The following is a 21,895-nucleotide window of genomic DNA, read 5'->3' on the forward strand; positions in this document are numbered from 1 at the left end:
ACGATAACTCCATAACAAAAGAAAAGAGTTTGGTGAGCACTCACCGCTAGGCTGGCCGCCCGCCCGAGTTTCGTTCAACAGCGGTTTCATGGCTTGGCCTTCGGCCACCACGAAACCTTAGTTATTAGCGGTAGTTCTATTTCTAAAATGTGCTTGCATGTCTAATAATTCTTAACCAGTTTGATTGTCTGTAAACCCATACTTCCGTAAATCTTCTTTCATGGTGTTTGCCTGCATCAGTCCTGTTAGCATCTTTTGTCGGAGTAACATTTTCTTTGCCGACAACTATTGCGGTTTTGTCGTCAGGCATTGTGAAATATTCAATAACCTTTTCAAACTCACTATATTTTATAATGCCATCCTTAACTCGTTTAATCATTGTTTTTTTATCAATCATTTGTCCAAACGGGTTGGTAATTACCATGTCGTCAGGATAAAATTTTTGCATAGCAATAGTATCTTGCTTCAAAACCATTAATTCAATTTGTTTGGTTAAGCTGTCAATTGTTTTATAAACAGCTTGTTGATAGTCATTGAGATTAAATTTATTAGCATTGTTTGGTTTTGTTACTCCAAAAAAATCTCTTACTAAATTATTCACCTTTTGAGGTGCTTCTAAATGTGGAAGGTGTCCAATGTTTTTTAATATTTCAAGTTTTGAGTTTTTTAAGTAGTGATGTATAGAGTCGGCATTAATAGATATTGGTGAAATTTTGTCCTCTGTACCTGCAATAAGCAAAGTTGGCATTGTTACTTTTTTAGAAATAAGTTCTGGATAGTGGTCTTCAGAAAGGAGAAAGTTTACACCTTTCATAAACATACTTGGGTTTACGCCCCTCATGCCTTTTCTTGCTAATTCAATAAGTTCAGGTGAACTATTTGGGGCTAATAAATTTTCAACTCGTTTGTTTGTAAATGCGTAAGCACCATCTTTGATTTGGTCATACCGCATATTTATTGTTTTGGTTCTATCATCAAAAGAAATATTTCTCTTACCAGCAGATGGACCAACCAATGCTATTTTGATAACTTTTTCAGGGTAATAATATGCAAAACATTGTGCTATTCTACTACCAAACGAATTGCCCATTAAATAGACCTTGTCTAATTTTAAAGCAAGGATAAAATCGTTTAAAGCGTCTGCATAATCTTTAGCAGATGGGTAATTTGTTTTTAATTCGTCAGACAACATATAACCTGGGGCATTCCAAGCAATCACATGGTAAGTATCTGATAAATCAAAAAGTTGATAACGCCAGTCAGCAGAACTTCCTCCATAGCCATGCATACACATAATTACTGGGGAAGTTGTCTTACCAGATTCCATATAACTCCAACGGTCTCCCAGAAATTTTGATTTGTCAACCACCGAAACATAGCTCATTTCAGGCAATGGCGGAACAAAAAAGTTACTTTGTCCTTTTGCAAAAACAGTGAGCAAGCCCAATAATGATAGAAAGCTTATTTTTTTCATTTCACTTAAAATTTGTTTTGTCAATGAATGAAGGTGTCTTACAGAATTACCGCTAACGGTTTACGGCTTGGCGATGTGGCGGATTTTTAGCACAAAAGTTCAATAGAATTACTGCTGTTGAACCTTGCACAAATGTCTCAAAGAAGCACTTCAGCCGCCATATTGCCAAACCGATGTTGTGTGCAGTCTTTCATCGTCTAACAAATGTCAAAATCGCTTTGGCAAAGTCGGCAGGTGCTTCTTGTGGTAAATTATGTCCTACTCCTTTAATAATTCTTCTTTCATAACCACCTTCAAAGAAATTAGCATCCTTGCCAGTTCCTGAAAATGGTTCAACTCCGTCATCTTCTGCGTCCAAAATAATTGCAGGTACTTTTATAGTCGGTTGCTCTTGTAATGATTGTTCAATTGCGTCAAATTTTGGGTCACCTTTTACTAATCCATAGCGATGTCGGTAAGAATGTATTACAACGTCCACAAAATCGGGATTATTAAATGAAACTGCTGACGCATCAAAAGTATCATCATCAAATTTCCAAGTTGGCGACCAATTATGCCATAAAAGCCTACAAAGCTCTTTCCTAAATTTTGTCAAACCAATACGCCCCCGCTCACTATGAAAATAAAATTGATACCAATTTAGCATTTCGATTTCAGGGAAATCAGGTTCAGAAAATTTTGCTATATTCTGAATGTTGTATCCTGCCATTGAAACAAGTCCAATTATACGTTCTGAAAAAAGTGCAGAAACGATACAACAAGCTCGTCCGCCCCAGTCATAACCACCAACAATTGCTTTTTCTATGGATAAGGCATCCATTAATGCTTTTAAGTCATAGGCTAATGCAGCTTGTTGACCAGAGCGAATTGTGTCTGTTGATAAAAACTTTGTCTGCCCATATCCACGCAAATAAGGTACTATAATACGACAGTTTTCGGCTGACAAAAATTTTACAACTTCATCATAAGTTCTAATGTCATAAGGAAAGCCGTGCATAAGCATTACAGGTGTTCCGTCTGCATTACCACTTTCTTCATATGCAATTGAAAGGTCTCCTGCATTAATATGTTTCAATATTGCCATTTCAGTTTATAGAGTGTCTGTTTAAGATTGCACACAACTCGCTAATTGATGCATGTTTTGTGCGTTTTATATGCAAAGTAAATGCTTCCGTCATAAAATGCAACCTTTAAGGTGGTTGTTTTTTAAGTTGTTGATTTTTAGTGTTTTGTGTATTGGTTTCTGCATTTTTTCTTAGATAAAGGCTTAAAATAATACAGAATGCGCAACATGTATTTTGAAACCATCCATCATTAAAACAATACAAAATGCGCAGTGCGTGTTTTGTATTGTTTTAATACCCTCTACTTTTAAAGGCTGTCCAATGGACTTTTGATTCTCTTAATATCTTTTTGACTTACATGGGTATAAATGAGTGTGGTCTTAATGTCGTTGTGACCCAGTAACTCTTGAATAAATTTTACATCGGTTCCTGCTTCCAGCAAATGGGTCGCAAAGCTGTGCCTTAGCCCGTGTATACCTACGTCTTTGTTAATCGCTGCTTTTTTGAGTGCATCTTTAAACACCTGCTGGGCACTGCGCTTACTGTATTGTTCACCGTATTGCCCCTCAAAAAGATATTTTTTGGGTTTATAAGCTTTATAATACTCCCGAAGTTGGAGCAAAATACTCTCTGGGAGATTCACATAACGATCTTTTTTACCTTTGGCTCGCTCTATTAAAACCTGTCTGTTTTTACTGTCTATGTCGGTAATTTTGAGATTAACAATTTCGCTCACACGCAATCCCATACCATAGCAGAGTTTGAGCAGGGTGTTGTGTTTGAGATTGGTTGTAGCGATAAAAAGCTTTTTAATGTCTTGTGCATTGATAACTTTGGGTAAAATAGAGGGCTTTTTGGGACGAGGTATCTCAAAAAAGAATTTCTCGCGATGCAGTACTTGCTCATAATAAAACTTTACGGCATTGATACGGCTGTGCAACGTGTTTTCGGATAGTTTCAGGGTTTTGAGGCAATATAAAAAATAACTTCGCAGCCGAGCGGTATCCAAATCTTCAACTGGCTTGTCTTTAAGGGCATACAATAATTGTGCAAACTCGTTGCGATACGTCGTAATAGTACTTTGGCTGTATGCCTTTAACTCTAAGGTTTCAATAAAGGTATATAATGCAAGTTGATTGAGCGGATGAATGTGTAACAGCACTTCTTTGCCGACAGGCTCAATTTTGATACCAAAACGTTCACGATGCATGGGGGTATCAAGGACATACCACGCTTTTTGAGTGCTATTCCAGCGTACACCTATTATGCTACGAATGAGGCGATAGTGCTCAGTATTGTATTCAAACCGAATCAAAATTACAGATTTGCCTTCGTGTTTGGTCAATTCAAATTGCCAATTTGCGGGTATTGGGGCTAAGTCATTCATCAGCGTTAGTCCGTTTATCCAGAATGATTATTTGGTCGGCAATGATCTCGGTTACGTACCTTTTGCTGCCGTCTTTAACATCATAATTACGCGTTTTCAACTTGCCTTCCACATATACCGAACTGCCTTTTTTTAAGTATTGATGAGCGAGGTCGGCCAAACTTCGCCAAAGTACCACCGTATGCCATTCTGTATCGCTGTGGTTTTGACCATTTTTGTCTTTGAAAGTTTCAGTGGTGGCCAGCGAAAACTTAGCTACGCTTACTCCGCCTTCTAAGGCCTGAAATTCAGGCACATTACCAAGATTTCCAATTAAAGTTACGCGGTTAAGTCCTCTCATGTTGAAATAGATTAGTGACAATATGCTCTTTAGAACACATTCTGTTTAAATAGTCACTCATCAAAACGGTTTCGTCGCTATTTCTTGAGAATTCTTCCAAATTTTACTAACATTAGGTTTCATTAACCTAACTATATCCCTTGAAACGATTTATACTACTGCTTGCGGTGGGGCTGTTCGTGCGTTGCGCGGGTTCCTGCGCCCAAACCCTCACCATCAAAGGCCTCCAACAACCCGTTGAGGTCATCCGCGACCGCTGGGGAATCTCCCACATTTACGCCCAAAACGACCATGACCTGTTTATGGCGCAGGGCTACGTGGCCGCTTCCGACCGCCTGTTTCAACTCGAAATCTGGCGGCGACAAGCCACGGGAACCGTGGCCGAACTGCTCGGAAAAAAAGAATTGAAACGCGACATTGGCAGTCGATTGTTTAAATTTAGGGGCAATCTTACGGCGGAGTTGGCGCATTACCATCCACGTAGTGCGCTCATCATCAATGCCTTTGTGGAAGGAATCAACGCCTATATCCGCGAGATGCGACAAACGCCCGAAAAACTTCCGTTTGAATTTAAAGTCTTGAACACCCTGCCCGACTACTGGACACCCGAAATCGTCATCAGTCGCCATCAGGGATTGCTGAGCAACGTCAAAGACGAACTCAACAATGCCCGAATTGTGCAGTTGGTGGGTGCCGAAAAGCTGCGTGAATTGCAGTGGTTTCACCCCGCCAAAACCGCCAACGAACCCAATTTAACTTTGGACAAAACCGTGCAGGGCGAAGACCTTTTTCAGCCCATTCTCGAATTGTACGAAGCCTTTCGGGCGCCTTTGAAATTTGTCAAAGATGATAAAAAGGCGAGCCACACGCCCGCGTTTGATTTTGACAGTTGGTACGAAGAAGAAAAAGCCAACGTCGGCTCCAACAACTGGATTATCAGCGGCCACCGCGCCCAAAGCGGCTATCCGATGCTGGCCAATGACCCTCACCGCGCGCAATCGGTGCCGTCGTTGCGGTATTGGGTGCATTTGCACGCCCCGGGCTGGAACGTCGTGGGGGCGGGCGAACCTTCCTTACCGGGCGTTTCGATTGGCCACAACGAAGTGGCTTCGTGGGGATTGACCATTTTTGAAACCGATAATGAAGACCTGTACGTCTACGAAACCAATCCCCAAAATCCGAATCAGTACAAGTACCAAGGGAAATGGGAAAACCTTAAAATCCTGAAAGACACAATTAAAGTAGCCAACGATTCGCCTGAGGTAATAACGCTCAAGTATACTCGTCACGGGCCGGTGGTGTTTGAAGAAGGGGCCAAAAACAAACTGTACGCCGTGCGGGCGGGTTGGTTGGAGGTGGGTTGTGCACCCTATTTGGCGAGTTTGCGCATGAACCAAGCGCGTACGTGGGAAGAGTTTCGGACGGCGTGCAGTTTTAGCCGTATTCCGGGCGAAAACATGATTTATGCCGACAAAAACGGCCACATCGGCTGGCAGGCGGTGGGGATTTCGCCCATTCGCAAAAACTGGGCGGGGCTTGTGCCCGTGCCCGGTGACGGCCGCTACGAGTGGGCGGGTTATTTACCTATTCAGCTGTTGCCTAATAAAAAAGACCCCGCCCAAGGCTACGTGGTCACGGCCAATAACAACATGACGCCCGTTGATTTCCCCAATCGCAACGCCATCGGCTGGACGTGGGCAAACCCCGTGCGGGCGCACCGCATCGAAGAAGTGCTGAACGCCGGAAAGCGTATGTCGTTGCAGGATTTCGCGACCTTGCAAACCGATTATCTCTCTGGAACGGCCCGAACGCTGGTGCCTGTTTTAATCAATGCTCTGAATAACAATGCGGCCAAAGAAAGCAACGAAGTGGCGAAAGCCAAGGCGCTTTTGCAGGCGTGGGATTATCAACTGAAGCCCAATTCGACGGCGGCGGCCATTTATGTACAGTGGGAAACGGAATTAAAAAAGGCCGTTTATCAACTGACCGTCCCCCAAAATATTCAGACCTATTTTAAAACGTTGCCCACCAAGCGGCTCGTAGATTGGGTTATTACGCCCCGTCCTGAGTTTGGTATAGACCCCATTCAAGCGCGTAATGAGTTGTTGGTGAATAGTTTAGATAAAGCAATTCAGGTACTCATTGTACGGTTGGGCAATAACATGGATCAATGGCAGTATGGACAAGCTAAAAACAAACACATTAAGCTCACGCACGCGCTCAGCGAGTGGGTAGGTGAGGAGCAACGCGCCAAAATTAACCTCGGCCCCTTGCCGCGCGGCGGCTACGGCGAAGTGGTGGGCAATACGGGCAACAACCTCAATCAGGAGCATGGCGCTTCGTTTCGGATTTTGGTAGATACCGAAAATTGGGACAAAACCTTGGGAATCAACAGCCCCGGCCAATCGGCCAACCCCGACGATCCGCATTATGCCGATTTGTTTGAATTATGGGCCAAAGACGGTTATTTCCCCGTATATTTTTCCAAAGACAAAATTAAGCAAGTAGCCGACCGAACTTGGACGCTGAAGCCTAACTAGAAATTTGTACATTTGCGCCTCAAAAATAACGCCGACGGGATTTTTTAGCCTAGCTCGTCGGCGTTATTCTAATTCAGAACGAGATGCGTGTTTGTTTTGTAATGCCCGCTTTGCCCCACTACTTTAAGCTCATTCTGAACAAGATTGTGGCGGGAACTGGGTACGAGATTTTGATGATAAAACCCGCCCAAAAAGGGAAAGCAACGGGGGCGGCCGTAAAGGAAGAAACCGACAATGCGCTGTTTCGGGTGGTTGAGTTGGAAGAATACCGCGCCTGGTACGGCAAACCTTTTTTTAAGGATTTGTTGCCCACGCTCAGAGCCTTTCATCCTGATATTGTGGTGATTACCACTTGGCCGTATTTTCTGTATCTCACCCTCAATCCGTTCTTTTATTGGCGTTTGCGGAGGTTGGGGGCCAAGCTCATTGCCCGGGATATTCCGTTCAACTACGCCATTTGGGGGCGGGTCAAAGAGTTCTATTTCTCTCCTCAGTTTCTCTCCGAAAATTTTCAGGATTCCAACAAAACTTGGATTGGCTTTATTCTTTTTTGGATTGCCTCTTTACTGCGCCGTTTGAATTTGCCTTTGGCCGATGCCCACATCAACTACATCGACGAAGCCCACGAAATCATTGGTAGCTACGGCGTGCCGTCAGAGAAGATATTTGTTATTTCTAACTCCCCTGATACCGACGAACTATTGGCGTCGTTTGAAACGGTCAAAAAACAACCTTCTATTCTGCCCCCCAATCCCCACCGCCTGATTCACGTGGGGCGCTTGGTGCAGTGGAAACGCGTGGATTTGATTATTGAAGCCGTAAAAAAACTACAACCAACCTATCCCGGCATTGAGTTGGTGGTGGTAGGCTTTGGGCCAGAGCTAGAAAAACTGAAAATACAGGCGGCGGAGGCAGGACTGGCAGAAGCGGTGCGTTTTGTGGGAGGAGTGTACAATTCAGGAGATTTGGGGCAATATTTGCACGAGTCGGCGGTGTACGTGCTGGGCGGAATGGGCGGCTTGTCTATCAACGACGCCATGTGTTTTGCTAAACCGGTGGTGTGCTCGGTGGCCGACGGCACCGAAAAACGCTTGGTACGCGAAGGAACCAACGGGTACTATTTCAACAACGGAAATGCCGCTGATTTGGCACGAGTTTTGGATTTGTTATTGGCAAATCCCGAGCGGGTTCGGGCCTTTGGCCAACGTTCATTGGAGATTATCAAAGAGGAAATAAATATACAAACCGTTATCGAAGGGTATCGTCACGTATTTGAATTCGTAACCAAGAAATGAAAATTCTTAACATTGTAGGCGCACGGCCAAATTTTATGAAAGTAGCGCCGCTGCATCGTGCTTTTCAGCGAAAAAGCGAGATTGAATCAAAAATTGTACACACGGGGCAGCATTACGATGCCAAGATGTCGGATGTATTTTTTAACCAACTCGAATTGCCCAAGCCCGATTATTTTCTGGGAATCGGCGGCGGCTCGCACACCCAACAAACGGCCAAAATCATGTTGGAGTTTGAAAAAGTGGTAGAAGCCGAGCAGCCTGACTTGGTGTTGGTGGTGGGTGATGTTACCTCCACCATTGCCTGTGCGTTGGTGGCAACCAAAATGCACATTCCGATTGCGCACGTTGAAGCGGGATTGCGGAGTGGCGACCGTCGAATGCCCGAAGAAATCAACCGTATTTTGACCGACAGTATTTCGGATTATCTGTTTGTGACCGAACAGGCAGGGATTGACAACCTCAAACACGAAGGCGTGCCCGCCGAAAAAGTATTTATGGTGGGCAATTGCATGATTGATTCGCTGGTGTATTATCGTCAGAAAGCCAGCCAGATGAATGTATTGGGAGGGGTGGGGCTTGCCTCCGCCCATTCTTATGTATTGATGACCATGCATCGCCCCGCCAATGTCGATACCGCCGAAGGGCTGACGAGTATTTTGCAGATTATTGAAAACACGACACCCTACAAAAAAGTACTATTTCCGATTCACCCCCGGACCAAAAATAACATTGAAAGATTTGGCTTAAAAGCAAAATTAGACGCGATTGAGGGCCTGATTTTGACCGAGCCGCAGGGCTATTTGGAGTTTTTAAATTTGATGGAAAACGCGGCCTTGGTCATCACCGACTCGGGCGGTATTCAAGAAGAAACGACTTATTTGCAGGTGCCTTGCCTGACCTTCCGCGATAGCACAGAGCGCCCTGTGACGGTCGAACTCGGAACCAATCAATTATTGGCCGATTTGAACCCCGTGACTGTACACGAAAAAGTAATCGAGACCCTCGAAGGTCGGGCCAAGAAAGGCGTTATTCCGCCGCTTTGGGACGGCCACGCCGCCGAGCGAATTGCGGAGATTTTGGTGGAAAAATTCAATCAATAACGATCTTAGTTTAACCATAATAAACGCCTGTGGGTATTGTTGTTCGTCAAAGTCTCAAAGCTGGTGTAGGCTCCTATTTGGGCGTGTTGGTAGGAGTAATCAATCAGATGTACGTTTCTACCGAGTTTTTGTCGGTAGAGCAGTATGCGTTGTCGCGTATTCTCTTTGAGAATAGCCTTTTGTTTGCCTCATTTGCGCATTTGGGCACTCCTTTCATTGTAGACCGATACTTTAGTTTGTTTCGAAACGACGACGAAAAACACGGCGGTATTCTGAGCTTTTTGTTGATGTTGCCCTTGGTGGGCGTTGTTCTTTTTGCGCTTGCATATTGGTTGTTTACCCCCTTGATTGTGAGGTATTTTTCCAAAAACTCCGCCTTATTGGTTGATTATCACTTCTTGGTAATTCCGCTAACCGTTTTTTGGATTTACATTACGGTCTTAGATGCTTATTGCCGAAACAACTCCCGCATTGCCGTACCGATGTTTATTCGGGAGGTATATTTGCGGGTAGCCAATGTCTTGTTGGTGGTTATTTTTGGGATAGGCTGGATCAATTTTGACTGGATGCTCTACCTCATTATCGCCGCTTACGGATTTGCGGTGATTTTGCTGATTATTTACATCGGTATTTTAGGGAAAGGCTATTGGCGCTGGCCCAACCAGACGATTCTTACCCGACCGCTTTTTAAACAAATGCTGGGATATGGTTCATTTACTGTTTTGGGTGCGTTGGGCGTAAACGTTATTTTATTTATTGATCGAACCATGCTGGCGGGGGAGCGTGATTTGGTCAATGCGGGAATTTTCATTGTGGCTTCTTACCTGGCGAGTGTCATCGAAATTCCACGAAAGGCATTGGCCCAGATTTCCATTCCGATTCTAACGCAGCATTTACGCAATGATGATTTTGTGCAATTGGAAAAAATGAACCGTAAAACGGCTTTGCATTTATTGCTCAGTGGCGGGTTGGTTTTTCTGCTGATATGGGTCAACATTGATGATATTTTCTATCTGTTGCCCAAAAGTAATGTGTACGGCGAAGGAAAATACGTGGTTCTTTTTCTGTTGATAACGAAGCTGTTTGATATGGCGGCTGGTCTCAATACAGAAATCATTCTGTACTCAAAATATTATCGGATGGCCACTTGGATTATCATTTTTACGGCCCTTTTGGGTTTTTTTCTGAATCTTTGGCTGATTTCTTCCTATGGTTTTATCGGGGCCGCGATTGCCACCTCGTTTACAACGTTGGTCTATTCAGTATTGCGGGTGGGATATATCAAATATCGTTTTGGTATTTCACCTTATTCGGCGCAAAGTATTCAAATTTTAGCAGTGTTTGGAGTGGTATTTTTGTTTTCGTATTTGGTTCCTGCGCATACCCAAACGCCCCTGATGGCCATGACATGGATTGTGGTTCGTACGGGTGTGGTTTGTGGTCTGTTGGGTTTTTATGTGTGGAAATGGCGTATTTCGGAAGAAATTAACGGTCTAATTGACACGGTTTTGGCGCGGTTTAAGTGAGTTGTTTACTAAAAATTGATAGATAATCAGACAATGATTAAGGCATTAAAAAAACAGGTTTGGCAATGGCTGAACGCGTTGAAATTGGGAGGAAGTGTGCAGTTGTATTTAGAAAGTGAGTTGAAAAACAACGGTTGGTTTAGAAGTTTTCATACTAAGCGCTCGGTGGATGCCGCAGGAAACCCGCTTCCTTGGTGTACATACCCGTTTATTGCGTTTATTCAACCGCGTTTGAAAAACCATTTTGATGTGTTTGAGTACGGCTCGGGTAACTCTACCCGCTGGTATGCCGCTCAGGTACAGTCGGTGCAGGCAGTAGAGAACGATGAAGAATGGGTAAAGGAAGTAGGGCGCCAACTTCCACCCAATGCCGAGGTAACTTACCGAGCATTGGGTGAAAAATACGTCAGCGCCGTACAAATATCGGGTAAAAAGTATCAGATTATCGTCGTGGATGGGCGAAAGCGTGTAGATTGTATGCGGTTTTCAGTGGATTTTTTGACCGCCGACGGTGTCTTGATTTTAGATAATTCTGAGCGGGAAAGTTATGCCGAAGTCAAGGGGTTTATGCGTGCCCTTGGATTTCGTTGGATTGATTTTTACGGAATGGCTCCTATTGTATCGCACCTTACCTGCACCACAATTTTTTACCGAGATACAAATTGTTTAGACATTTGACAGCACAGGTCATGGACACTAAACCGACTAAACGTTTTTGGTGGTTGTTTGGCATATATGCCGTTATCTGCGTGGGTTTTGCGGTGTTTCGCAAGTACCCCCTTCGCAGCGATTCATTGGTTTATTTTACGTGGGCAAGCCAGACGGCCCAAATGCATACGTGGTTTCCGTATCCACAAACCATTTATGACCCTTGGCTGGCAAGCCTGTTTCACGTCAATTTAGGAGCCTTATTCTTGCGCATCCATAACGCACCCGTAACGCTGCATTTTTTGAACGCTGCCGCCAATTTGACACAATTGTATTTGGTGTATCGGCTTACCCTCAAATTTTTTGGAGAACAAAGCGCTTGGATAGTGGCGTGGATGTACGTGCTGTACCTAAACAGCTTAGGGTTGGTGGTGCTCAATTTAAGTGAATTGACGTTTACGGCCTGTACGTTGCTCTGTATTTGGTTTTATGTTCAGAAACCTGAGTTTACGTGGGGCCTTTTGTCAGGACTGATGGCGGGATTTGCTTTGGGGTGTCGTCCGTTGATTGTAGCATTACTGTTGGTGTATGGATTGGTGTGGCTGTGGACTTGGAGGTATAAAAAACGGAATAACTACACGCAACTGATAGGAATTGTCTTGGGCGTATTTCTGTTTGTGGTGCCGATGGGCATGTACAGCAAGTCGCAAACGGGGCAGTTCGTGTATTCGACCACCACGGGGCCTATCAATCTGCTCATGAGTGGGTTTGACGGAGCTACGGGCGTGTACAATGATTCCATTCTCAAAAATGATTCAGTTTATCTATCCAAAAAGACGTTTTATGAAAAAGGGGAATACATCCAAGCCCGTGCTGTACAATGGATTATGAGTCATCCGACAAAATGGTTTTCCTTTTGGCCTCATAAAATTAAGACCACCTTTGTAAACGATGACATCGCCATTAGCCCGCTGTTGGGAGATCCAAATTGGAGTTTTGAACGTTTTATTAAAGATGCCCGCCTGCCTCGCCAACAGCGGCAGTTTTGGCAACAATCGTTGGTCTATTGTGCTGCTTTTCTGGCAATTCATACCTTTCAATTTGCGTATTACTTACTGCTGTTAGGATTGTGGGGGTATCAATTGATTTATTATTGGCGTCGCCGCCACACCGCCCCGCTGATTGTTTGGATCATCAATGGTTTTACTTTTTTAGGCTTTCTGATGACCTACGTTGGGTCGCAAGGAAATCTTCGCTATAAGTACCCATATCTGGTGATTTCGCTGATCTTATTTGCGCCAATTGTGGTTTTTGAAAAAAAACTCAGTCGAAAAAATAAAGAGATAACTCGATGAAAAACAATAGTTCGGTACTAATTAAGCGGCAATAGAGCCAAAAGCATAGAGGTCTTTGATTTTGGGGTTATTTTTAGTTAACTCTGCCACCTCAGGAAAGATTGTAAAAATCGTTCGATAAGTAACTGATTATGATAGAGCGTCTTAACATCTGCCATAGAAAAGGGTTGCTGTTGGTGCTTGGAAGCATCCAACCAATTCGGCCCGCCTATGCGGCTCAAACTTGGCAATATTGATTGCGGTTAAAGATGTATTCCAATGGTACTCTAACTTATTGACAGAGCGAGCTTGGCAATCTTGCAAACTGGTGAACTGCTTGGCATCCCGAATCAGGAATTCTTCGGGGCCGCTCGTGCGGTTGAAAACGAGCCTTGTAATATTGCCGGATTAGTAAGGCAGGCAGCGCCAAGTCAGTACAAGCATAGATTTTGTAGGAACTCACTCGAAAATCATGAGTTAAGAATTGGCAAAAAGCGATTCTGATTTTGCGTTTTAAGGACATACAGTAAGCTAAGATATCATAAACCATGACTGTTTCATCTTGATAAGATAGCTTAAAATGTGTCAAATCAGGCTTATTCCAATCTATTTTGCCATCATACTAGGCGGTGGGGTTCTGGGGTTAAGAATTTCCGAAGATGCCAATCAAATTGGCGCAAATACAGAAAGAAATAATCTTCATTTTTAAGATTGAATTCATAAAAAAAACACTGGCTTGGAGTACAAATACCCCCAAGCCAGTGTCTAAAAATAGAAAGGTATTTTAGCGTTTAAAATACATAATTTCAGAAACAGGCTCTCCCACGTAAAGTTTAAGCGAAGTGCCGTCGACCGAAAATTTGGTCACGTTTTTTAGATTATTGAGGAAATTAAACTCGGCTTTCATCATTTCGGGCGTGCCAGCCATTTTGGTCGTACTGATGGGTGCAACGACCTCGATGGTAGATTTAGCTTCGTTAAACGTAAAATAGGTATTGTAAAAATTCACAAAGGCGCGTCCGTTTACTTGCAACTTATCCGTAGTTTCGGAGGTGGCAAACTCAACGGAAGCTTCGCCGTTGGCGGGAACCGTTTTGTCTTTCAAGTACTCCGTAAACGTCCACGTTCCAGGCAATTTATTAAAATTTACGCGGGCATTTGTGACGTTTTTGGCGGCTTGCAATTCATCTTCAATCGTAACGCTCGTTTTCGCACAGCTCACACACAGGAGCAATAGCACGGCAAAAAAAGGGATTTTAATCATGGCTAAAAGCGTTTTTTTGGTTGTTTACAACCCTGCGTTGAAAAAATCATGCAGGGTCGTAAAAAAGACGCAACCAAGCCTTTTTTGGTTGGAATTACTTCCTGATTTTATACACCTGTCCACTAACGGGTGCAATTTGGCCTTCTGGTGCGGGAGCAGTTTGAAACACCAAGTCGTAACCAGTAAGGTTAATGTTTTCCAAAGACGCGCCCGATTGACTGTCAAAATTAGCAACAAAAATGTACGTAGGAGCGGTGGCGTGTGTCCATGCGACAAGTGTTTTTGTAACATGGGGTGGCAGGAGCCACTTGATTTCTCGGTCGGCAATTTGTTTCCAAATCGTTTCCGCAAAAATACGTAAGTCGTTGATTTCACGGAACTGCGTCATGTTTTCACCCCATTCAAACGGCCCGTGGGTTACTTTGTCGGTTTCGGCATCGTCGTGAATTTGAAAAACGTACAGTTTGGTATATTCTTCGTTTTTCCCTCGCGTTAAGTGAAGGTTTCGTACCTCAAATCCAAGGCTGTAATAACTTGGCATATCGGTGAGGAATATTCCAACAAAATAGCGTAGGAGGTTGCCCGTTCGGTAAAATTCATCAAAACGCGGATCGTCTTTGTCGGCCGTGATAATCGTAAAACTAGGGGCAAAAGTGCGGCTGCGGAGCAATTGGTCATACAACGTAAAACGCTCCTGGAATTCGGTGGAGTCGATGACCGCTGCCTGCAAATCCCCGAGCGTAGCGTCGGCGTGGATGGCTTCCAAATGGTCAAACTCATCGCCGTAGCCCATCACGTTGGGAGGAGCAATGAAGGTCTCGGCATAAAACGCAAAGTGGGGTGCTCCGCGTCGTTGAATGTATTTTTTAACGGCACTCAGCGGGTCGTAAAAAGCATCAGGTTGGGCAGGAACACCCTCGGGGCGCATTTGTACGTGAGCCATGTCGCCGCGCATAAAATCAAAATTGAATTCCTGCTGGCATTCAAGGTATTTTCTTGAAAAGTAATTCCACGCGTCGATATTTGGGCGCTCAAAATCCAGTTCCCAGTGCTGATTGTCATTTTTAGAATGATAAAAGCGGTAGCGCGTCAGCGGCCCAAACACCCTCGACATACCCTCAGGATGGTCAAAATCGTATTGAAACCACTGTGTTCCGCGCTCGTCAAGGACAAAAACTTCTGGATTGATATGCAGCCCCCGGTAGGGTGGTGCCATGGTCATGGGCAGGGTTTCGAAGCCGTGGGCAAGCAAATCCTTCATCAACTCAATGCGTCGGTGCAATCGTTGTTGTTGGTCAAAACCAAAAATAATCTCCTGTCGTCGTTTATCATTTAGCAAGGGAATGCTCGGGTCAAACAGAACAGATTTATCAAAATGCAATCCACTGCCGTCGGCGGTGCCGCAGTTGTGGAGGTGTTGCCAAATCACGTCTTCTACTTGCTGCCAAATATGCTCCGAATGGTCGGTCAGTCGACCACCCTCGCGGCGTACCCACTCAAAAAGACGGGGATGAATCAGCGCAATTTCCGAAAAACGGTCAGTGTGGGGAATCACGTCCAAGCCCACAGTTTTGCCCAGGGCGTGCAGTAAATTAACGACCGCTTTCAGTTGTTTTTCTACGGTATCCAACCACGGTAGGGCTTGTTGAAGGGGCCAACTGTAAAATTCTTGGTTGATGTTCCAGCTTACTTTTCCGTACAAACTTCCCACCACGCCTGGCTCCCAAATGGGTAGAAGGTGAATGGAATCGTGGAACTTGGGCAGGGTAAGCGCATAGCCGACGACGTTCCAAAAGCTACCAATAGTCCGCACATTGACGCCGACCATGTTGGATTTTTTGAGCCATTGGCTGTCTTTTTGAGTGGCCAATGGGGATAAAATTGTTTCGTTCGGGTTGAGCGCCCGCATCATCGTCTCGGTGCCGAGTTTTTTTTGCAGGATGTTTAACACCTGAAAAACGTCGAATTTGGTGGCGAATTCGGGCAACAAACCAGCTACAAACGAAGCTCTGGAGCGCTCATAGTCAGTAAGATGCAGGTGATAATTGCTACGCCAATCTGCCACGTACGCTTCGCGCGTAGGTGTACTGGTGGTGTCGGGAATATTCATCATAGGTTGTGTAAGGCAGCAAAATAATATTTTTATGGGGAAAAGTGCAAAAAATCCCGCATATTACTTTACAGACCATTCAATAATCCCTCCGGCGTACTCCTTAGGCAGCATCACTTCCATTTTCAATGCTTTGGCCGTTACGGGTTCAAAGTAAAGCTCATTATATTGGTCTTTTGCTATCCCAAACGGGCCTTTGGATTGAACGGGTTTCCATTCTCCTGATTCGTTTTGGTATAGTAACCGCCACGAAGCAGGCACGCGGCACCCGCCCCACGGGCCGTCGTCAAACCAATAAACGTTGGTGGATGAAATGGTCTCAGGTTTATCAAACGTGTATTGGACCCATTGAAGTGTATCTTTCATGGGCCACCAGTGGTAGTAAATATTGTCGTGGTCGTTGGAGTTTTTGGGCTCGGCTTGGTCGTTGAGCGCGATGAGGGTTTTGGTCACGTGCGAGGCCGACAGCTTACTTCTGGATGCAATCGTGGGGGCGGGAAGGGGGCGAGAAGCGGAAGGTTTTGTACCAAACCAAACAGCCATTTCACCCGGCCCACGGTTGGCCCATGCGTAATAAGGAATGGCTTCAAAAGTAGTCTTGGAGACGTTGATTTGATTGTCAATCGTCCGTTTGGATTGTTCAACTTCAGCTTTAATCACCGTGACACCGTCCAGAAAATCAGGTCGATAGCTGGCCGTAAAAGCGGTTTCGGGGTTGACCACCAAGTTGAGTACCCGACCTTCCGAATGTTCTGGCCATTCGGCACAATACACAATCGGGCCGCGTTGAAGCGCAATTTTGTCTTGGTCAGCAACCACTTTTTTATTGGCGGCTACTTGCCGAACGGGCATCGGTAAAGTCAGGTGGATAACGTCGCCTTTTTTCCATTCTCTTTTGAGAACAGCGTATCCATTTTCGAGTTGGTACGCGGCGGGTTTGCCGTTGACCATCAAGGTAAAAGGAGTATCATCTTTCTTCGTAAAAGAATATAAGTCGCTCGGTAGTGGTTGGTTTTGCGCCCAGCCGGGTATCCGAATGGCCATCTCAAAATTTTTGCGTTTGGCGGGGTTTAAGGTGAAATCAACCGTGCCGTTCCACGGATAATTGGTCGTTTGGGTAATCTGGACTGCGGTTTCGTTGAGCATGATTTCGGCGTTACTGCTCATGAACAAATTGGCAAAAACGCGGTCATTTTGTTGGGCATAAACATAACCCGGAACCGACGGGATAAACCGACACACGTTGCTCGGGCAACAGGCGCAACCAAACCACGCACTCCGTGAATGTTGCCCCAAGGATTCGAGCGGATTGGGATAAAAAAAGCGGTCGCCGCTGAGCGATACCCCCGACACCATGCCATTGTACAGCGTGCGTTCCAGCACATCGTAAAAACGGGCATCGCCGTGGAGTAGAAAAAGGCGGTAATTCCAATAAATATTGCCAATGGAGGCACAGGTTTCATTGTAGGCCGACATATTCGGCAATTCGTACGGTGCGCCAAATCCTTCGTGGCCACCTGCCGCGCCAATGCCCCCCGTGAGGTAAAACTTGTCGTCGATGATGTCTTCCCAGATTTTATCAATGGCGTTGAGATAGGCTTTGTCGCCCGTGATGGCGGCTACGTCGGCCATGCCAGCGTACATGTAAGTGGCGCGAACGGCGTGTCCGACGGCCTCCGTTTGTTCCGTCACCTTTTTATGGTCTTGGCTGTATTCTTTGCCTTTGCCCCGTACGTCCAGAAAAAATTTAGCCAAATCAAGGTACTTCTTTTGATTCGTGGTGCGGTAGAGTTTTACCAACGCCATTTCGATGATTTGGTGGCCAGGCGCGTGGTCCAACTTGCCGGGGCCAAATTCACGGCAGAGTAAATCCGCGTTTTTGATGGCAATGTTTAACAACGTTTTTTTGCCTGTGGCCTGAAAATGCGCCACCGCGGCCTCAATCAAATGCCCGCTGTTGTACAATTCATGGCTCAAATCAGACTCTTTTTCCCAGCGTTTCAGGCCCGACCAAGGGTGCGTGTGCAGAGGGTCGATGGTTCGATTGGTATATAAATATCCGTCGGGTTCTTGCGCTTTGCCCACGTATTCGATGAGCGTGTCAAGGCGGGCTTCCAAATGTTTATCGGGGAATGTTTGCAACGAAAAACTGGCTCCTTCCAAGATTTTGTAAATATCGGTATCGTCAAAAGGGTATTCGGTGCAAAACTTGCCCGATTTGATTTTGGCAGCAAACAAAAAATTGTTGACGCGCCCCGTGTTGTAGCACTGCTCTAAGGCAATCGGAATCGTGACGTCGTGGTTGCGTTTGATGCGCGGCGCCCAAAACTGATCATTGACCTTCACCGCCGTAAATGGCACGGGTTGAATGGGATAATCGCCCTTGGGTTGGCTTTTGACGGTGTTCGTAACGAAAATGACGAACCAAAAGAGGACTGCCGTTTTTAATTTTACCATGTTTATCATTTGGAATCCGATTTTATCATTCTGAAAAAATCTGTTTTAGAGGTGTTCAAAAATAATGATAATCTCAGTCTAATTCGCACAAAAAGGGCAAATAGGGAGGCCGTGCTGCTTTTCTTTTTTAATAACAGATTTGGCTAGGGTAGCTTCACCTCCAAGGTGAGCTGATAACTGCCCGTAGCGCCTGGGTAAGTAGGCTCAAAACTTGCCGTGACCGAGTTTTTGTAGGACTGACTGGCATTGCGCTGACGGAGGAGCATCGATTGATTGGTGGGCAGATAACGGGCCGTAACGGTATATTTTCCGAGGGGAATGTCCTGGGCATTTTCATCGCCCGTTTTTACCGTCAGGGTTTTACCCGCGCTGCCGTCAATGAGCGTTCCGACGGGCTTAAAAGTAAATTCAACGTTGTCGGTGTCGAAGAATTCTCCGATGGCCCCATACACATCCAACGACCCGCCGTAGTGCCCCGACATGCCAAATTCTTTTGGTTTTTCTCCCGTCAATTTCCAACGCAAGTTACGAATAGCGCCTTCGCTGCCCGCAAACGCCCCCGTAGTTTCGGGAAATAAATCAAGGACGTAGGTTTTGTTGTCAAAACGGACGGTCACAGTACCGCGAACGTACCACGAGCCAGCATTGACCGATAGGCTATAATGCCCGTTGGCATCGGTTTTTCCCAAGATGTTATTGTTATAAAATTGGGCGTTGTTGACCACTATATCGGCGTTGGCCAAAGGCTTACCGCTGGTGTCAACGACGCGGCCTGATACAATCCCTTTTTGGGGGCTATCCGAATCAGGATGTACGTGTGCGTGGGGAGGAATGCAGGACGAAAGCAGCGCCAGAGCGGCGTAGAGCAATGTTTTCATGATTGGCTGTTGTTTTTGTTCAGGGCAAAATTGCCCTTCTCCGTGCGCACAACCAACCATGAAATTGATGAAACGGAAAAAGCGACGGCTGAAACGGGATGCCGCCACTTTTTTCAGTTGAGTGCCTCTCCAGATTTATTTCGTGCCATCATTCACCGTAATCGGCATGGTCCACGCGGGGGGCTCAATTCCCAGCAAATGTCGTACGAAAAAATCCCGTCGCTTGCGCTCACCGTACTCGCCGCCGTTGGAGTGGGCCATGTTGGGCACCATCAAAAAGTCAAAATCTTTGTTGGCTTTGATGAGCGCATTCACCAACTGCATGGTCGAAGCGGGATCGACGTTGTCGTCTACTTCGCCGAGAATCAGCAGCAGTTTTCCCTGAAGTTTTTCGGCGTGGGTCACGTTGGAGCAGTCGGCATAATGCGGCCCGATGGGGTAGCCCATCCACTGTTCGTTCCACCAAATTTTATCCATTCGGTTGTCGTGGCAACCGCAGGAAGAAACGCCCACTTTATAAAAATCAGGATAAAACAACAGTCCACCCGTGGAGCTTTGCCCGCCCGCTGAGGTGCCGTAGATTCCTACGCGACTGAGGTCGAGTGAGGGATATTTTTTGGCGGCTTCTTGCATCCATAACATTCGGTCAGGAAAGCCCGCGTCTTTTAGATTTTGCCAACACACATCGTGAAAAGCTTTGGAACGGTTGGACGTACCCATGCCGTCGAGTTGCACCACGATAAAACCCAATTCGGCCAGTTCAAACATCGAACGGTTGTAGGTCATAAACGATTTAGGCGTAAACGAACTGTGCGGCCCCGCGTAGATATTTTCAATGACGGGGTATTTTTTTGTGGGGTCAAAATTGGTAGGGCGAACAATAATACCCCAAATGTCGGTTTTGCCGTCGCGTCCTTTGGACGTAAATACTTCGGGGGCTTTCCAACCCGCTTTTTGCCATTCCGAAATATCGGCTTTCTCCAATTCCATGAAGACTGAGCCGTCGGTGGCGGAGCGGAGTGTGGTGAGTTGTGGCATATCAACGCGGGAGTAGGTATCAACAAAATATTTTTTGTCGGGCGAAAAATAGGCGGTGTGATTGGCGTTCTCAGAGGTCAGGGAGGTCAGGCCGGTGCCGTCAAAATTGACGCGATAATACTGCACAAAGTAGGGGTCTTGTTGAGGGTTCATGCCGCTTGCCGCAAAGATAATGCTCTTTTTTTCTTCGTCGACGTTGACCACATTGCGTACCACCCATTCGCCTTTGGTGATTTGCTTTTTGACTTTTCCGGTCAGCCCGTCGTACAGGTAAAGGTGGTTCCAGCCGTCGCGCTCGGAAGCCCAGATGATTTCTTTTCCATCGGCTGCGTCGTAACGATAGCGTTTGCCGCTGTAATCGATGAAGGTTTTGCTTTGCTCCTCAATCACCGCCCGAACCGCGCCCGTAGCGGCATTTATTTCCAACACCCAGTACACCTGATGGCCGCGTTGGTTGTACTCGAACGTAAATGCGCGGCTGTCTTTGCGCCATTCCGAGCGCGACAAACCGTATTGGTGGTTAAACAACGCATCATCAACGGGGAGTTGTTTCTGCTCGTCGACCAAAAATAACTGAGGGCGGCGTACGGGCAACGCATCACCGGGTTTGAGGTATTCGCGGCTTTCGAGTTTGGGTTGGAGTTGGTCTTCGGGCGACGAGCGCACGAAGTAAATCAGGTGTTTTTGGTTGGGGCGAGTTTTAAACGAAATTAGTTTTTTGGAATCGGGTGACCACTGAACGTAGCCCGAATAATAGTCGCCTTCGGAGCCGTCGAAACTGAGTTGGGTCTCTTTTTTGGTTTTCTCAAAACGAACGTACACGTTGTAATTCTTGATGTAAGCCGTTCGGGTGCTGTCGGGTGAGAAAACGGGTTTGTCGTTTTGGTCATTGGCCCCCGCGCCCCAATATCGCCGTTCTTCGGGGCGGACGGTTTCTTTTTTGCGTAAGGTGTTGGACGTGAGGCCGTAATTCCAGACAAATCCCTCGGCGCTAAATTCTATTTCTTTGTCGTCTTTACTGTACGTAAATGTACCAAAAGGAAGGGCGTAGGGGGTTATTTTTTTGTTGGTTGCCTCAGAGAGTTTCTGGGCCAATTGTGCGTGGTCAAAGGCCGCTTGACGGGTTTTGTTGTTGGGGTTAACGGCCATGAATTCTTTTCCGCGAACGGTTTGCACGGAATACCATACCCATTGACTGCTCGCCGACCAGTTGACCAACGCGGGGGCGTTGTAGACTTTGTCTTTGAGGCGGTTTTTAAGGGTTTCTGAGCGTTGATAATCTTCCAAACGCCCCTGCGCTCGCGAGGATTGGGAAGGAAAGTTTAAAAGAACAAGCAGTGCCAGAAAAAGCAATGGTTTGGGGTGGCGGGGAGGCGTCAGAAAAAGCATAGGATGAAAGGGTTAAGATATTACAAATTTAGGTGACTTTTTTGGGTAAAT

At 45.8% G+C, this 21,895-nt stretch carries 16 protein-coding genes; 6 read left to right on the top strand and 10 right to left on the bottom strand.

Annotated features, from left to right (window positions below):
- Positions 1-142: 142 nt before the first annotated feature.
- The 4 genes from DVG78_RS21000 to DVG78_RS21015 form a co-directional block, all read right to left on the bottom strand.
- Positions 143-1,474, bottom strand: coding sequence for an alpha/beta fold hydrolase (locus DVG78_RS21000; protein ID WP_114463005.1), 1,332 nt, complete (start codon positions 1,472-1,474; stop codon positions 143-145).
- A 190-nt stretch (positions 1,475-1,664) separates the two neighbouring features.
- Positions 1,665-2,558 carry an alpha/beta fold hydrolase gene (locus tag DVG78_RS21005; RefSeq protein WP_114463006.1) on the bottom strand — a complete coding sequence of 298 codons (894 nt, stop codon included), beginning with the start codon at positions 2,556-2,558 and terminating at the stop codon, positions 1,665-1,667.
- Between the two features lie 287 nt (positions 2,559-2,845).
- Complete coding sequence (locus DVG78_RS21010; protein WP_114463007.1) at positions 2,846-3,925, bottom strand: tyrosine-type recombinase/integrase; 1,080 nt, start codon at positions 3,923-3,925, stop codon at positions 2,846-2,848.
- A complete protein-coding gene (locus DVG78_RS21015) occupies positions 3,918-4,265 on the bottom strand; it encodes a single-stranded DNA-binding protein (RefSeq protein ID WP_114463008.1) in 348 nt (115 codons plus the stop codon). The genes DVG78_RS21010 and DVG78_RS21015 overlap by 8 nt, the downstream gene beginning before the upstream one ends.
- A gap of 140 nt (positions 4,266-4,405) precedes the next feature.
- Between DVG78_RS21015 and DVG78_RS21020 the strand changes: the two genes are divergently transcribed.
- From DVG78_RS21020 to DVG78_RS21045, 6 genes are all read left to right on the top strand, one after another.
- Entirely contained in the window at positions 4,406-6,805 is a 2,400-nt protein-coding gene (locus tag DVG78_RS21020; RefSeq protein WP_114463009.1) for a penicillin acylase family protein, read from the top strand.
- A gap of 83 nt (positions 6,806-6,888) precedes the next feature.
- On the top strand, positions 6,889-8,100 hold the full coding sequence (locus tag DVG78_RS21025) for a glycosyltransferase family 4 protein (protein WP_114463010.1): 1,212 nt from the start codon (positions 6,889-6,891) through the stop codon (positions 8,098-8,100).
- The gene (gene wecB, locus DVG78_RS21030; protein WP_114463011.1) at positions 8,097-9,200 is read left to right on the top strand and encodes a non-hydrolyzing UDP-N-acetylglucosamine 2-epimerase; all 1,104 of its coding nucleotides are present in this window, start codon (positions 8,097-8,099) and stop codon (positions 9,198-9,200) included. The genes DVG78_RS21025 and wecB overlap by 4 nt, the downstream gene beginning before the upstream one ends.
- Positions 9,201-9,229: 29 nt before the next feature.
- Positions 9,230-10,726, top strand: a complete 1,497-nt coding sequence (locus DVG78_RS21035) for an oligosaccharide flippase family protein (protein ID WP_114463012.1) — start codon at positions 9,230-9,232, stop codon at positions 10,724-10,726.
- Between the two features lie 33 nt (positions 10,727-10,759).
- Entirely contained in the window at positions 10,760-11,404 is a 645-nt protein-coding gene (locus DVG78_RS21040; RefSeq protein ID WP_114463013.1) for an FkbM family methyltransferase, read from the top strand.
- An 11-nt stretch (positions 11,405-11,415) separates the two neighbouring features.
- On the top strand, positions 11,416-12,729 hold the full coding sequence (locus tag DVG78_RS21045; RefSeq protein WP_147277138.1) for an ArnT family glycosyltransferase: 1,314 nt from the start codon (positions 11,416-11,418) through the stop codon (positions 12,727-12,729).
- A 763-nt stretch (positions 12,730-13,492) separates the two neighbouring features.
- On the opposite strand, the gene DVG78_RS21050 is transcribed toward DVG78_RS21045, so the two are convergent.
- The 6 genes from DVG78_RS21050 to DVG78_RS30665 all read right to left on the bottom strand — a co-directional run bounded on the left by DVG78_RS21050 (position 13,493) and on the right by DVG78_RS30665 (position 21,872).
- The gene (locus tag DVG78_RS21050; protein ID WP_114463015.1) at positions 13,493-13,972 is read right to left on the bottom strand and encodes an META domain-containing protein; all 480 of its coding nucleotides are present in this window, start codon (positions 13,970-13,972) and stop codon (positions 13,493-13,495) included.
- 94 nt (positions 13,973-14,066) lie between these two features.
- The gene (locus DVG78_RS21055; RefSeq protein WP_114463016.1) at positions 14,067-16,085 is read right to left on the bottom strand and encodes an alpha-amylase family protein; all 2,019 of its coding nucleotides are present in this window, start codon (positions 16,083-16,085) and stop codon (positions 14,067-14,069) included.
- A gap of 60 nt (positions 16,086-16,145) precedes the next feature.
- Positions 16,146-18,539, bottom strand: coding sequence for a glycoside hydrolase family 127 protein (locus tag DVG78_RS21060; RefSeq protein WP_114463072.1), 2,394 nt, complete (start codon positions 18,537-18,539; stop codon positions 16,146-16,148).
- A 143-nt stretch (positions 18,540-18,682) separates the two neighbouring features.
- Positions 18,683-19,417, bottom strand: a complete 735-nt coding sequence (locus DVG78_RS21065; protein WP_158550068.1) for a carboxypeptidase-like regulatory domain-containing protein — start codon at positions 19,415-19,417, stop codon at positions 18,683-18,685.
- Between the two features lie 135 nt (positions 19,418-19,552).
- Positions 19,553-21,742: a S9 family peptidase gene (locus DVG78_RS21070; protein ID WP_374755726.1), complete on the bottom strand. Its 2,190-nt coding sequence runs from the start codon at positions 21,740-21,742 to the stop codon at positions 19,553-19,555.
- Complete coding sequence (locus DVG78_RS30665; RefSeq protein ID WP_374755727.1) at positions 21,711-21,872, bottom strand: DUF1010 domain-containing protein; 162 nt, start codon at positions 21,870-21,872, stop codon at positions 21,711-21,713. Before DVG78_RS30665 ends, DVG78_RS21070 begins: the two co-directional genes overlap by 32 nt.
- Between the last annotated feature and the right edge of the window lie 23 nt (positions 21,873-21,895).

Source organism: Runella aurantiaca, from assembly GCF_003339505.1.
GTDB lineage: Bacteria > Bacteroidota > Bacteroidia > Cytophagales > Spirosomataceae > Runella > Runella aurantiaca.

Excerpts from the sequence above, each read along its gene's own strand:
- DVG78_RS21000 (WP_114463005.1), bottom strand. The coding sequence starts at position 1,474 with ATGAAAAAAATAAGCTTTCTATCATTATTGGGCTTGCTCACTGTTTTT.
- DVG78_RS21005 (WP_114463006.1), bottom strand. The coding sequence starts at position 2,558 with ATGGCAATATTGAAACATATTAATGCAGGAGACCTTTCAATTGCATAT.
- DVG78_RS21010 (WP_114463007.1), bottom strand. The coding sequence starts at position 3,925 with ATGAATGACTTAGCCCCAATACCCGCAAATTGGCAATTTGAATTGACC.
- DVG78_RS21015 (WP_114463008.1), bottom strand. The coding sequence starts at position 4,265 with ATGAGAGGACTTAACCGCGTAACTTTAATTGGAAATCTTGGTAATGTG.
- DVG78_RS21025 (WP_114463010.1), top strand. The coding sequence starts at position 6,889 with ATGCGTGTTTGTTTTGTAATGCCCGCTTTGCCCCACTACTTTAAGCTC.
- wecB (WP_114463011.1), top strand. The coding sequence starts at position 8,097 with ATGAAAATTCTTAACATTGTAGGCGCACGGCCAAATTTTATGAAAGTA.
- DVG78_RS21040 (WP_114463013.1), top strand. The coding sequence starts at position 10,760 with ATGATTAAGGCATTAAAAAAACAGGTTTGGCAATGGCTGAACGCGTTG.
- DVG78_RS21045 (WP_147277138.1), top strand. The coding sequence starts at position 11,416 with ATGGACACTAAACCGACTAAACGTTTTTGGTGGTTGTTTGGCATATAT.
- DVG78_RS21050 (WP_114463015.1), bottom strand. The coding sequence starts at position 13,972 with ATGATTAAAATCCCTTTTTTTGCCGTGCTATTGCTCCTGTGTGTGAGC.
- DVG78_RS21055 (WP_114463016.1), bottom strand. The coding sequence starts at position 16,085 with ATGATGAATATTCCCGACACCACCAGTACACCTACGCGCGAAGCGTAC.
- DVG78_RS21060 (WP_114463072.1), bottom strand. The coding sequence starts at position 18,539 with ATGGTAAAATTAAAAACGGCAGTCCTCTTTTGGTTCGTCATTTTCGTT.
- DVG78_RS21065 (WP_158550068.1), bottom strand. The coding sequence starts at position 19,417 with ATGAAAACATTGCTCTACGCCGCTCTGGCGCTGCTTTCGTCCTGCATT.